Consider the following 14,183-nt stretch of genomic DNA (forward strand, 5'->3'; position numbering starts at 1 on the left):
AATTACACCTTCTTTTAATAATTCTTTTCATAAACTATTTTTAAAATTAAACATTATACATATCTGTCTTGAAATATTGCAAATTATTTTTTATCCAATTAACTGTTTCTTCTAATCCTCTATCTATTGAATATTGAGGTAACCAATTTGTTAACTGCTTTATCTTTGTATTATCAGCCCAAAGTCTATTAACCTCGCTATTTTCTGGTCTTATTCTTTGATCATCACAAAGTATTTTAACATCCTTTCCTATTATGTTTATTATTTTCTTAACTGTATCCCCTATTGTTATTTCATAATTTGAACCTGCATTTATAACTTCACCTATTGTATTATCTGATTCAGCAACCTTTACAAAAGCCTCAGCTGTATCTTTTACATAGTTAAAATCTCTTGTAGGGGTTAAACTTCCTAACTTTATTTCCTTTTTACCTGATAATATTTGAGATATTATTGTTGGTATAACAGCTCTAGCTGACTGTCTTGGTCCATAGGTATTAAACGGTCTTAAAGTAACTACTGGCATATTAAATGACTTATAAAAACTTTCTGCAATTTTATCTGCACCTATCTTTGATGCTGAATATGGTGATTGACCTTGCATTGGGTGTTTTTCATCTATTGGAACATATAAAGCAGTTCCATAAGTTTCTGAAGTTGATGTATGAATTACTTTTTGTATATTATATTCTCTACAAGCCTCTAATACATTTGTTGTTCCTTCAACATTAGTTCTGACATATGCCATTGGTGAAAGATATGAATATGGTATAGCTATTAAGGCTGCTAAATGAAAAACTACCTCTTGACCTCTTATGATTTTTTTCATACCATCATATTCTCTTATATCTCCACTAACAACATTTATACTATTTTTAATATTTTTATCAAAAGTATCTATCCATCCCCAATTGTTAAATGAATTATATTGAACTAGAGCTGTAACCTCAGCTCCAAGATTTATTAATCTTTCTGTTAAATGACTTCCTATAAAACCTTCCGCTCCTGTCACTAGAACCTTTTTCCCCTTTAAATCCATGGTGCCCTCCTAATATAATCTATTTTTCATTTTGTTATAAATAATATAAAGACTATTATTTAATAACAACATTAATATAAAATATACGTTATACTTCTCTATACTGAAGTAAAATACTAGCCTTTCTATTATGCCCTTCTTCCCATTTATTAATTAAAAAATTATAAATTTCTACATTATGAATTCTTTTACCAATATAAAATTCTAAACTATCGTTAGAAAAACTACTTTTAAATTTAAACAAATTATCTTCCAATGAGTTTGTAAGCCCTCCACCAAAATGAAATAACTTATATCCATTTTGATTAGCATATTTTATAGCCTCCCATAATAACAAATTATTAGGTGCAAATCCTAAATATTCCTTTCTGCTACCTGCTAGATGATAATGAAAATATTCTCCATACTTCATAAATATTGCTGAAGCTATTATTTTATCTTCAAGCTTTACATTAAGCATAATATAATTCTTATCATTTTCCATATTATCGTAATATGAAGGTTTAAAATAGTAATATTCATATGCTGAAACCTTCCCCATAGTTTCTTCATATATTTCCTTAAAAGTACTATAATCATTTTTAATCTCTACATAAAGTCCATTTTTCTCAGCTTTTCTTATCATATTTCTGTTTTTGCTCTTAATATCATTTTTCCAGATATCATCTATAGTCTTATTTAAATTTAAACTTACTGTTGTACGATTTTTAATAACTGCTATATTATTTGTAAAAATTTTTTCATTTTTAATACAGGGATTAAATCTTATAAATTCAGCAATTATATTGTTATCATTACAATATTGAATAAAAATTCTCTCAAAATTTTGCAAAAACTTGTTATCATTTTCATTTGATACTACAGGTCCACCATAACCATAAGCTGACTCCATATCATAATAAGTATTATCTAAACTATATCCTTCAATTTCTCTGATTAAAAATGGATATATGGCTATATTTTTATCTTCTTCATAAACAAATAATTTAGCTGTTCCATCTCCGTTTATTTCGTAAAGTTTTAAATACTCTCTAGTAAAATATATATCTCTTTTTTCAAAGGGTAATTTTTCTATGTATTTATTCCATTCTATAGCATCACTATTTAAAATTTTATACATTCCTATAAAACCCCTACTTTCTCACTGTAAAATTGATTAATACTAAGTACAATTCTGAACATATCTTCATAATCATATCTTTGATCAATAGGAAGAGTTAAAATATTATTTGATACAAATAATGCTTCCTTATAATCTTTAGCCCACTCTTCATTATTCAATTTCCAATGCACTGGGGCAAAAATTCTATTACTTCTCAAGAAACTCCTAAGTCCATCCCTATTTTTAGCAAATACTATAAAACCTAAAGGTGCTTCCTTAATATCTGTTGATTTAAATATTGGTTCTATATATTTAAAATCTCTTAATTCTTCTTCTAAAAATTTAAAATTATTAATTCGTATATTTTTTATATAATTCAAATCACAATTATTTAGTAATTTTTTATTTTTTAATATCATTTTTCTTGGAACTATATTTTTATAATATTCTTCTTCAGCATTAGAATATAGTTTTAAAAACTCTTCATCCCTACCACAGCCTTGATTTACAAAAAAAGTCTTTAAAATTCTAGCCTTATTTACTATCTTAGAATAGTTTGATTCTTCATCAAATACATCTTCATAATTTTCTTCACCTATTAAGATACTTCCATCTGTAGGTAAAAATTTTCGGTAACTATTAAATATAAAATCTCCTATAAAACTTTCGGTTTTATTAAACCATAACATTTGCGTAGCATCCTCTATTAAAATTATTCCTTTTTTCTTTAGGTCACTTAAATAATTTAAAGTCTCTTTATTATGATAAAAGCCAAAATAATTCACAAAAAAAATGGCTCTTATTTTTTTTGACTTTATTAATTTCTCTATGCTATTTATATTTATATTTAACTCCTTATCTATGTCATAAAAAACATAATTTATATTTAAGCTTTTCAAGCCTATAAGAAGGGATGGGCAAATGTATGATGGCATAAGTATATATTCATCACTATTTAAATTCAATACTTTATATATATAATGCAATGAACTTTGACCTCCATCTAAGAATATACCTTCTGTAGATTTAAAATTATTTATTTTTTCATCAAATAATTCATTCTGAAACCAAAATTCTCCACCTATAGGTTTTAAATATCTTGCCATAATATAAGCTCATCCTTAACAACACTTCTCTTTATTTTTCTTCCAATTACATACTCCCCCATCTCCGGATCTATACCATAACCTGGTCTTTTGTAAGACAATAGCTCCCTTGAAAGTATTGTTCCCTCTTCTATATCCATAGCTGCTACAATACTTCTTCTTACATTTTGCATAATCATTTTTTCTCTTTTAGTTGGCTTTTTAATTCCATCACCTAAAAGAATTTCTGTATCTCTAATAGCTTTTACATAAGCTTTGAATTCTTTTTTTGGCATAGATGCTTTATGATCAGGCCCTTCCATATTTCTATCTAAAGTTATATGTTTTTCTATAAATTCAGCTCCTAAAGCTACTGCCGCTATTGCCGCCTCATTTCCCATAGTATGGTCTGAAAGTCCAACTGGAACTTTGAAAGCTTCTCTCATAGTAACCATAGCTTTAAGATTCACATCCTCTACAGCAGTTGGATAATCTGTAGTACAATGCATTATTTTTATATTTTGATTTCCTGTAGAATTAATTACGTCTATAGCCTTTTCAACTTCACCTAAAGTACTCATTCCTGTAGATAATACAACTTCCTTGCCAGTTTTTCCTATAGCCTTTAAAAATTCTATATTTGATACTTCTGTAGAACCTATTTTAATAAAAGGTATACATAATGATATTAAAAAATCTAAGCTTTCTAATCCATCTGGAGTAGATACGAATATTATTCCTTTTTCATTACAATATTCTTTAAGCCTTTTAAAATCCTCAAATGGCAATTCTAATTTTTCAATCATCTCAAGCTGTGATTCCTGAATCTCTACATTTTCCTTTTGATACTGTGCTTTTTCTGCAAAAACTCCTGTGCTTTCATACGCCTTAAATGTTTGGAACTTAATAGCATCAGCTCCACATTCTTTGGCCATATCTATAAGCTTCTTAGCAAGATTGAAATCGCCATTATGATTCACTCCTGCTTCTGCAATTATTAAGACAGACATTCTATCAACTCCAAAATAATTTTTTCTTTAAGAAATTATCACAAAGATCTATTTCTTTTAAAACCTTAACTATTTCACTACTTGTATTCCCTTCACCATAAAGACTATTTATGTTTTTCACATAATCTTTAAACTCTTTTGACATAGCCCTATTTATAGCCATTTCCATGTTATCTATTTCATAATCGCAACATATAATATTATCAGCCATAAGCCTTCCCTTTTGTCTATTTCCTATATTGACAACTGGCTTCTTTAAAAATGGTGCTTCAACTAAAGCACTTGAAGAATTACCAACTATTACTCCACATAAATTCATAGCACTTAAAAATTTTAAACTTCCTAAATTTTTATACAAATATACATTTGAATTATGCTTTTTAAAATCTTCTAATTTATCTATTATAATCTTCCCACCACAATCTGCATTAGGGTAGGTAATAATCATTTTCTTATTTATCCTATCTAATGCACTTATTAGATTATTTATCTGCTTTTCCAAATCATTAAGTTCTAATGTAACTGGATGATATGCTACTAAAAGTGTATCCTCATCTACATTAACCCCTAAATCATTAAACATTTCTTCTTTAGTAAGTAACTTAGTAAGCTTTATATTTTCAATTCCTGGATCTCCTACATTAAATATTCTAAACTTTTCTTCACCCATATTTTTAATATTCTCAGCATAACATTCTGCTCCTGGAAAGTGTATATGTGCCATTTTAGTTATAGCGTGTCTTATCTGCTCATCCATAGCACCTTCAGTTATTTCCCCTCCTGAAATATGAGCTATTGGTATGTTCATAACCATAGCCGTTGTTGCTACAGCGAATATTTCATATCTATCCCCAAGGATTAAAATTATATCAGGCTTTAGCTTTTCTAATACTTGAGATAGCTGTATCATTAATAACCCCATTTCCTTTGCAATACTTGTTTCATTATTACTATCCATTAGAATCGGAATTGAATAACTTATTTTAAAACCATCATTTAATATTTCATTCACAGTTTTTCCATACTTATCTGAAAGGTGTGCACCTGTAACAATCAATTCTAACTCAAGCTCATTATCATTATCTATCTTTTTTATAATGTTTTTTAAAACACCATACTCTGCTCTATTACCTGTTATTACTGCTATTTTTCGCATTATTATCACGTTCCTTTATCATAAGTTCAGCTATCTTAAAATCAAAACCTGTATCTATATCTATTGAACTATCATTATCCATGATATAACCAGTCAAATATTCTGGTTCAAAAGTTTTGGTCTCTAAAAAAGTTTCTGTTTTTATTATATATATAGCACCATTCATTCTATAAATCTTGGGAAGATCCTGCCTCCTAGTTATAGTTTTACCTTCTTCTAAAAAATACTCAAGTTTATCTCCCCTAAAAACATTGCTCCAATAAGGATTTACTTCAGCTTCACATACTGAAACTATAGCATCCATATCTAATTCCTTAAGCTTTAAAAAAGCTTCGTCTATATGTCTTGAATTTCTTAGTGGTGAAGTGCATTGCAATAAACAAACATAATTAGGACAATAATCATATTCCTTATGTAATCTATTTAAAGTATAAAAAATAGCATCTATACTAGGTGAGTTATCTGTAGCTAATTCATCGGGTCTTAAAAATGGCACTTCTGCACCAAAATTGATTGAAATATCTTTTATTTCTTTATCTTCTGTGGATACTATAATTTTGTCTATATATTTACTATTCTTAGCTGCTTCTATTGTATATGCTATAAGTGGTTTATCATTTATAGATTTTATATTTTTTCTTAGAACTCCCTTAGAACCACCTCTTGCTGGTATAATAGCTAATATTTTATCTTCCATCACTTACTTACCTCTATTATTGCTTTCAATTCTATCAATCATATCTTGCATTTCATTTATTTGCCCCATATCCATCCATGCTTTTTCACTTATTGGGTAAACCCCAATTTTCACATTTTTCTTCATATATATTTCTAATATATCTGGAAGATTAAAAAATGTATTATCAGGTATATCATTAATAACTTCTGGTTCTAATACATACATACCTGTATTTATTAGGTATGAGTATTCCGGCTTTTCTTCTATTTTATTTATCTCTCCCTCTTTATCTAATCTAAATACACCATATGGTATTACAAAATTTTTGAGCGAAGAAATTATAGTTACTTTGTTGCCCTTTTCCTTATGATATTTTAATATTTCATCATAATGTGTATCTATAAGTATGTCACAATTAGATACAAAAAAAGTTTCATTTATTTTTCCTTTTAAAAGTGATAGACTTCCTCCAGTTCCTAATGGTTTATCTTCCTCTATATAATTGATAGCATAATTTTTCTCTAATTCGTTAAAATATGATTTAATCATGTTTTTTTTATAATTAACCGTTAAATAAAAATCTTTACATCCATAAGAATTGAATTTATTTACTATTCTTTCGATAATTGGGGTATCACCTATAGGTATTAATGGCTTTGGTAAAATTTTAGTATATGGATGTAACCTGGTTCCTAATCCACCAGCCATTATAACTACTGGAGAATTAATATTGCTTTTTTTGATTATTTCTTCATCAAGCTGCTCATTTAAAAATATTATTTTAATAATATTTTTTCTCTCATCTAAAATTGGAACTGAGTCAATTGTTTTTTCTAACATTATAGATAAAGCTTCATCCTCATTAACTTCTTCTAAATAAACAGGATTTCTATTCATAACCTCTTCAATGTTTGAATTTAAATCACCGTTTCTTAATATCCATCTTCTTATATCACCATCAGTAACTGTTCCTAATAATTTCTTTTCTGCATCAGTCACAAATAATATTTTTTTAGCAGTGTAATCTAGTCTAACTAATGCTTCTTTTATTGTATCTAACTCTGAAATCATTAAATTATCAATATTCTCCACAACAAAACACCTTCTTTTCTAAATATTATTTAGAGAAAGCTTAACTTTACGATACGCTACTGTTAAAGTTATCATTTTCTAGCTCCTATTTTTCTTGCTGGAACACCACCAAATATAGAATAACTTTCTACATCTTTAGTAACAACAGCACCTGCTGCAATAACAGCACCCTCTTTTATAATTACTCCCGGTAAAATTATAACCCTTGCGCCAATCCACACATCATCCTCTATTATTACCTTTTTACTTTTAACTTCTTGTAATCGTATTAACTCATTTCTATTAGTACTATGATTAGTTGTGTAAATCATAACATCTGGTCCCATCAATACATCATTACCTATTATAATCTCATCAATATCTTGTAAAAAAGCACCTTCACCAATACCCGAAAAGTTACCTATACTAATATTGTATCCTCTAACAAACTTTATTTTAGGTCTAATATTTGCACCATTTCCTACTTTATTAAAAATACTTCTTAATACCATAATTTTCACAGCATTAATTTTACTAGTATGTCTACATGGAATTAAATTTAGTGTCATCATATATATGTACTTCAATATTTTCTTAATTCTAATCACACCCCAAATTAATCTTAAATAATCTAGAAACCAATAAATAGCTTCAATTTTTAAGATTTAATTGTTGAATCAAATATCATCATTTAAACTCTCTTCCTTTTTCCCTAAAACCTCATAATAAACATCTTTATATAATTTTTTCATATCATATTTACGCCAACATGTTTCATACTTTGCTCTTGCTTTATTTCCTAATTTTTTTATTGCTTCTTTGTTATTGATTAAATATAATATCTTAAATGTTAAATCTTCAATATTACCTGTATTAAATAATAATCCATTCTCATTATTTTTTATAAGCTCTGGAATACCACCAGTATTACTTGCAACAATACACTTTCCATACTTCATAGCTTCTAAAACAACCAATCCAAAGGTTTCTATAAACGACGGCACTATTACTACATCTACATTTTTATATAATACATTTACATCAGAAATAAACCCTCTAAGCTTTACATACTCTTCTATTCCATATTGTTTAATCTTTTTTCTTAAATAATCTTTATCGCTACCATCACCTGCAATAATGCATTGTATACTTTTACAATGAAACTTATTAATAACATTATCCACAGCCTCCATTAAAATACGTTGTCCTTTAACTTCTTCAAGTCTCCCAATAGTAGTTATAATAATGTGTGAATTTTGTATATCTTTGTTCGTATAATACTCTTCCTCAAAATCTCCTTCATAAGTTTTATTGTAAATAATCTTTAACTTATCCTTATATATTTTGTATAGTAATAGATAATTGTATACATATTTAGATACACATATACACTTATTATTTAATCTTAGCATCCTTTTTTCCAATTTATTTTTCATATTAGCAAATAATTTACCTTTTTGATCATATTCTGCTATTCCATGAACCGTGGTAATCACTTTAACTTTTAATAATTTAGCACAAATTGTTCCTAAAATTGAACTTAACAATCCATTACAATGCACTAGATCAATTTTATAATGAATAATATTGTATATAGTTAATGGTATATAACAAAATGCTAATAATTTATTATTAGGTAGTGATATTGTTATAGCTTTATTTGATACTTTTTTATAAAAATTAGTTTTATTTATAGCTAAAACATACATTTTAAAATCGCTATTTTGAAATTCTTCACATAAATGCTCACAGAATTTTTCTACTCCCCCATATGATCTTCCAATATTTATTAACAATATCTTCATTCTGGTACCTCATTTGCATATAATTTTAATACATATCCAATAACCAAAAATGTTAAAAATGAATTCTCAAATCTTGCAAATCCATAGGATTTTACAGAAGCAATACATATAAACAACAATAAACTTATTGCTATAATATAATATACCTTATTGTTATTTTTTTTCTTAATTCCTTTATTTAAAACGTTATATATTATTCTTACAATAATATATAACAAAAATATTCTAATTCCATTTTCAACAATTAAATGTGATAAATATGAATCACTTAAGGTATTTTTTTCAAAAAGAATACCATCATAACTATTAAAATTTCCATATGTAGCTGATTCATCTCCCCAGGTTCCTAAACCTGTTCCAAAGAAAAATGTACTTTGAAACAATGCAAACGCATCCTTCCAATATGTTATTCTCCCCTCTTCTGTAGAACCTAAATATAATTGTATTTTGTCTATTAAAGAATTTATCGCATATAAAAAAAATGGAATAGTCAAAAAAATCCCAATATTTAATATCCTTAAAGTTTTTTTCTCCCTATATTTAATAGCAATAAAAATTATAATAAGAATAGTTAAAATAAAAGTCATTCTTGAAGTAGAAATAAATATTCCTATTAAATTTAGTAATAACATAATATATTGAAAGAATTTTTTCTTATAAATAAATACTCCATTAACTGTATAATAAAATAATATAAAAAAGCCTACCGCTACATATTCTCCATAAATATTAGGATGTTCTGCTAATCCAAATATTCTTCCACCAGCCACATACAAATTATAATAACTATCCATCTGAGCCTGAGAACTTTGAATACTAGTTGCCCCCACATATGCATTTGTTGGTATAAAATGCATAAGCTTATACGCATTATAGCCAAAAGCATATTCAAATAACCCAGCTAAATTCATACATAAACAAACAAACATATATACTTTTATAATTTTGTTAAATTGCTTTTTATCAATAAAATGATAAGCTATTGTCAAAACTAAAATATTTCGAGTTAATTTATATACTTCATATAATATTCCAATAACTGTTGTATTTATTTGTAGTATAGACATAATTAAGCTAACACTTATCCCTAAAACTAAAAAAATTATATAAAATATTGTAGCTAACTTTAGTTTATGATTCTCATGCCTGTGAGTTTCTTCCAACGACCCTTTATAAGACTTTGCAATAAATACTATAAATAAAATTACATATGAAATATCATCTATTAAAGCTGCTCCTTTAAAATTATTAAAAACCATATATGTTTGAAAAAGAGGAAGAATTGTCATAAAGTACAAAACACCTTCCATACCATCACCTACTTGATATCATATAAATTAAATTTTTTTCTTATAAATTCTCTTATTTTTATATTAGAGTTCCTAAAAAAAAGGAAATATTTAATTAACTTTATTTTATGAAAATTTAATTCCCTATAAATATTGTTTTTTTCCTCATTTATAATGTACTCATAATTATTTTGGGCACTAATACCTCCTAAATTATAAAATACTATCTCCTTTTCAATATATCTATGTATACATTTCTCATAAAACAAGCATTGCATAATTAACTTATAATCTGCACAAAACCTATATTTTGTATCAAAACCATCAAACCTATTTATAAGACTTTTATCTATAAATACAGCTTGGTGGCAAATAGTTCTTCTTACTAAATCTATTTTTCTTAAATTATGCTTATATTTTATTTTTTTACCATCTACAATTGCATCCCCATAGATAAAGTTAATTGATTCATTCTGATTGAATACTTCCATAACATTATTTATAACATCTTTATTCACCAAACTATCATCAGAATTTAAAAAATAAATTATTTCCCCTGTTGCATTCTTAAGCCCCTTGTTCATGGCATCATAGATACCATGATCTTTTTCACTTATTACCTTTGCTATTTTATCCTTATATCTATTAACAATATTTAATGTATTATCTTTTGAAAGTCCATCTATTATCAAAAATTCTATATTAGAATATGTTTGATTCAATATACTATTTATGGTTTTTTCTATACTTCTTTCACAGTTATAAGTTACCGTTATTATTGAAATTCTTTTCATTACCAGTTCTCCTGTTTATTACTTCATTGAATTGCTCTATGTCTCTATATTTAATTATGTGTGCTGGATTTCCACCTACAATTGCACCTTCAGGTACATCCTTAGTTACAACTGCTCCCATTCCAATTATTGCCCCTTTACCTACTTTTATTCCAGGAACTATACTAACATTAACACCAATCCATACATAATCTTCTATAATAACTTTTTTATATATGTAAGTATTATCATATGGCATTTTAATGTTAGATCTATAATTATGATTAGAACTATATATACTACATCTTGGTGCTATATGTACATGACTTCCTATTTCCAATCCACCAGTGGCATCAAAGAAAAACCCTCCCCCTATATGTGTATCTTCTCCAATAGATATATTCTCAGGCGAATTAACCCAAGGATAATAACCTTCATAAACTATTATTTTGCTACCATTCCCAAACATTTTAAACTTTTTTATTAATTTATTATGTTTTACCTTAATAGAAAAATTAATTAGTTTTCCAATTACCATATGAAAATTATCCTCCTAATTATTTTTATAGCTTAGTAAATACTTTCTTAACTCCTCCATATTATTAGGAATTAGAATTTTTCCTTTGCTTTCCTTCTGAAGCCAATTAATATAATTTTCTTTAATTTCACTATTCATATTAAGTATATTAATTATTGATATAACCTTCTTATTACTTTTTAGTGCATATAATAGTCCCAATGATATTCCACCTATTACAACTTTATATTCATTAGAATCTAAAATATATTCTACAGGTATAAAATCCTCATATATCTTTATATCTGCTGTTTGATAATATATTTTATTAAATACAGGATGTGGCTTTATCGCAATTTCATCATTTAAATATATATCCTTAATACATTTAAATATTTCATTACTCGTTCTTATAAAGAGTTCCTTATTTGGTACTAGTTTAATTTCATAAAAATCCGTTTCTAATATTAATATCTTATTATTAATATAATTAATAATACTATCTTTATCCTCTTCCTTTATCTCTAAATCTTTGTAATATTTACCTAACACATATCTATCAATTACAGTAATAAATGCATTTTCAAAATAAACTTTATATTTTACCTTAATTATTGGAGTATTATATATTTTATATAATATTGCTTTTATTTTATTCTTACATACTAATTCAATTTCAGGATCAAATTGGTGATATATTAAATTATTTTCTTCTCTTATTCTATAAAACAAATCAAAAATGTAAACACATTCATTTTTGTTGAATAAATATATTTTATTGCCTTTAATAGTTTTGATATTTCTATAATAAAATTTTTTTATTTCTATAAATTGTTTAATATATTTTATTATATTTAATGTAAATCTTACCTCATATTCATAATAAACTACGTCCTCATTAGGAACTTTCATATACTTTAAAAATTTCACTATATTTTTATTATTAAAAACTATAAATTGAACAGTATTTCCTTTCTTCTTTTCCTTTTCATATATTAAGAATGCATATTTTAACGATGAATATGAAAGTAATATTATTTTAATCAGCTTTCTCCCTCCATTTCTTTATACTCAAATCACGTATATTAAATTCTTTTAAATACGAATATTTTATTATTATTAAATATAAAATTATTAACAATAGTTTAATTACTATAAGAATAAAAATGTTCTTTACATTAAAATAAGAAGTAAAACCTATAATTATAAACTGAATTAATAATGTTAAAAATAATATATTAAAAGGAATCTTAATTCCATAAAACTTATTATTTAACCTATAAACAATATAAAATAATGTTATGTATGTTACTACATTAGTTACCGCTGCACCATATATTCCTATTAATGGAACTAAAATAGAATTACATATCGCATTAACAATAACTGAAGTTACAGTCGCTACAGGTAAATATTTTGTTTTTTTGGTGTAAAACAAACTATTTATAATCATAAAATATAAACCATTAAAAAAATATGAAATAGTTATAAATGGTATTATTTTATAAGCATTAATATATGCAACACTTCCCATAACTATTGTTATTTCTTTTGCAAATAAACATATTAATAAATTTATTATTCCTACAATTAAAATATAGATTTTATTACTCTTATTAAATATTTTTTTTGCCTCTTCACCTTTTTCATTTGCTGTTTTCATAAATATAGGAGACCATGCTTGATTTATAGCACATACTAAAATATACATTAAGGTTCCTATTTTATATGCAAATGAATATATACCAATCTCCGACATATCCACGTATTTATTTAGAAATATCCTATCTAAAAATACAAGTGCCCAACCTGCTATTGAATGTGGTATAACACCAATAGATATTTTAAGCATGCTTAAAATATCCTTTAAATTTAAAAAGAGTAAGTAATATTTTGCTGAAATAATCGCTCCAATTAATAAAAAGATTGTTGAAACAATAAAATAAGATAAAACCATACCTAAAGCACCTAACTTCATAGGCACAATAAATATAATATTTAATACTGCTGTACAAAAAAATTTAAAAACACTTAATATTCCATACATTCTTGAGCTTTCTCTAAATTGTAAAATATAAAAAGGAAACTGTCCAAGTGCAGTAAATACGCCTGTAATAAAAGACAAATTAATTATATATTTACTTGTATTTCTAAATATATTAAATGAAGCCTGATTATTTATAAAAACAAATATAATAATTGCAAATAGTGATATAATCATTAAAAAATTTATAACATTACTATAACTTTTTTTAAATTCTTCAATTGACTTTGCATTATAATAGTAAATACTTAACGTGCTATTTAATCCTAAAACAATAATTACAGATATAATATTTATAAACATATTTACAATATCTATTACTCCAAAATCTGTTGGTGTCAAAAATCTAGTATATATAGGAACTAACAAAAATGACAAAACACTAGTAAGTACCGTCGCAAATCCATAATTAAAAATATGCTTAAAAAGATTCTTAGTAAACTTTGACATAAAAAGACTCCTATCTATAATCTTTAAAATACATTATTAACATGTATTTTTACCTTATCAACTCCAATCTTTTAAATATTAAAATTTGAATTATTTATATATGTTGTGACATATCTTCTACAAATTAAATTTAATGTTGTCTTTATTCTATGTTTAAAAAATA

The 14,183-nt window shown here is 25.7% G+C and carries 14 protein-coding genes; all 14 read right to left on the reverse strand.

The features are described 5' to 3' along the window. Positions 1 to 46: 46 nt before the first annotated feature. The 14 genes from BUB01_RS16395 to BUB01_RS16460 all read right to left on the reverse strand — a co-directional run bounded on the left by BUB01_RS16395 (position 47) and on the right by BUB01_RS16460 (position 14,020). Entirely contained in the window at positions 47 to 1,039 is a 993-nt protein-coding gene (locus BUB01_RS16395) for an NAD-dependent 4,6-dehydratase LegB (protein WP_072990457.1), read from the reverse strand. An 88-nt stretch (positions 1,040 to 1,127) separates the two neighbouring features. Further along, positions 1,128 to 2,159 carry a lipid II:glycine glycyltransferase FemX gene (locus BUB01_RS16400; protein WP_072990460.1) on the reverse strand — a complete coding sequence of 344 codons (1,032 nt, stop codon included), beginning with the start codon at positions 2,157 to 2,159 and terminating at the stop codon, positions 1,128 to 1,130. 2 nt (positions 2,160 to 2,161) lie between these two features. Continuing rightward, positions 2,162 to 3,247, reverse strand: coding sequence for a DegT/DnrJ/EryC1/StrS family aminotransferase (locus BUB01_RS16405; RefSeq protein WP_072990463.1), 1,086 nt, complete (start codon positions 3,245 to 3,247; stop codon positions 2,162 to 2,164). Further along, positions 3,232 to 4,236: an N-acetylneuraminate synthase gene (gene neuB / locus BUB01_RS16410; protein ID WP_072990467.1), complete on the reverse strand. Its 1,005-nt coding sequence runs from the start codon at positions 4,234 to 4,236 to the stop codon at positions 3,232 to 3,234. Before neuB ends, BUB01_RS16405 begins: the two co-directional genes overlap by 16 nt. A 4-nt stretch (positions 4,237 to 4,240) precedes the next feature. Then, a complete protein-coding gene (gene neuC / locus BUB01_RS16415; RefSeq protein WP_072990473.1) occupies positions 4,241 to 5,392 on the reverse strand; it encodes a UDP-N-acetylglucosamine 2-epimerase in 1,152 nt (383 codons plus the stop codon). Then, positions 5,364 to 6,089: an acylneuraminate cytidylyltransferase family protein gene (locus BUB01_RS16420; RefSeq protein WP_072990750.1), complete on the reverse strand. Its 726-nt coding sequence runs from the start codon at positions 6,087 to 6,089 to the stop codon at positions 5,364 to 5,366. Before BUB01_RS16420 ends, neuC begins: the two co-directional genes overlap by 29 nt. A 3-nt stretch (positions 6,090 to 6,092) precedes the next feature. Next, entirely contained in the window at positions 6,093 to 7,163 is a 1,071-nt protein-coding gene (locus BUB01_RS16425) for a nucleotidyltransferase family protein (protein WP_341423138.1), read from the reverse strand. Positions 7,164 to 7,234: 71 nt separating this feature from the next. Next, the gene (locus BUB01_RS23845) at positions 7,235 to 7,714 is read right to left on the reverse strand and encodes an acyltransferase (RefSeq protein WP_143152521.1); all 480 of its coding nucleotides are present in this window, start codon (positions 7,712 to 7,714) and stop codon (positions 7,235 to 7,237) included. Positions 7,715 to 7,819: 105 nt separating this feature from the next. Beyond that, positions 7,820 to 8,947, reverse strand: a complete 1,128-nt coding sequence (locus BUB01_RS16435; RefSeq protein WP_072990476.1) for a glycosyltransferase family 4 protein — start codon at positions 8,945 to 8,947, stop codon at positions 7,820 to 7,822. Further along, positions 8,944 to 10,257 (reverse strand): O-antigen ligase family protein, encoded by a 1,314-nt coding sequence (locus BUB01_RS16440; RefSeq protein WP_072990479.1) that lies wholly within the window; start codon positions 10,255 to 10,257, stop codon positions 8,944 to 8,946. Before BUB01_RS16440 ends, BUB01_RS16435 begins: the two co-directional genes overlap by 4 nt. An 8-nt stretch (positions 10,258 to 10,265) precedes the next feature. Beyond that, entirely contained in the window at positions 10,266 to 11,030 is a 765-nt protein-coding gene (locus BUB01_RS16445) for a glycosyltransferase family 2 protein (protein ID WP_072990482.1), read from the reverse strand. Beyond that, entirely contained in the window at positions 10,996 to 11,547 is a 552-nt protein-coding gene (locus tag BUB01_RS16450) for an acyltransferase (protein ID WP_084108902.1), read from the reverse strand. Before BUB01_RS16450 ends, BUB01_RS16445 begins: the two co-directional genes overlap by 35 nt. A gap of 15 nt (positions 11,548 to 11,562) precedes the next feature. Then, positions 11,563 to 12,456: a polysialyltransferase family glycosyltransferase gene (locus BUB01_RS16455; RefSeq protein ID WP_207650000.1), complete on the reverse strand. Its 894-nt coding sequence runs from the start codon at positions 12,454 to 12,456 to the stop codon at positions 11,563 to 11,565. 109 nt (positions 12,457 to 12,565) lie between these two features. Then, on the reverse strand, positions 12,566 to 14,020 hold the full coding sequence (locus BUB01_RS16460; protein ID WP_072990488.1) for a lipopolysaccharide biosynthesis protein: 1,455 nt from the start codon (positions 14,018 to 14,020) through the stop codon (positions 12,566 to 12,568). Positions 14,021 to 14,183: the final 163 nt, after the last annotated feature.

It is taken from the genome of Clostridium cavendishii DSM 21758 (genome assembly GCF_900141845.1).
Taxonomy (GTDB): Bacteria; Bacillota; Clostridia; order Clostridiales; family Clostridiaceae; genus Clostridium_AG; species Clostridium_AG cavendishii.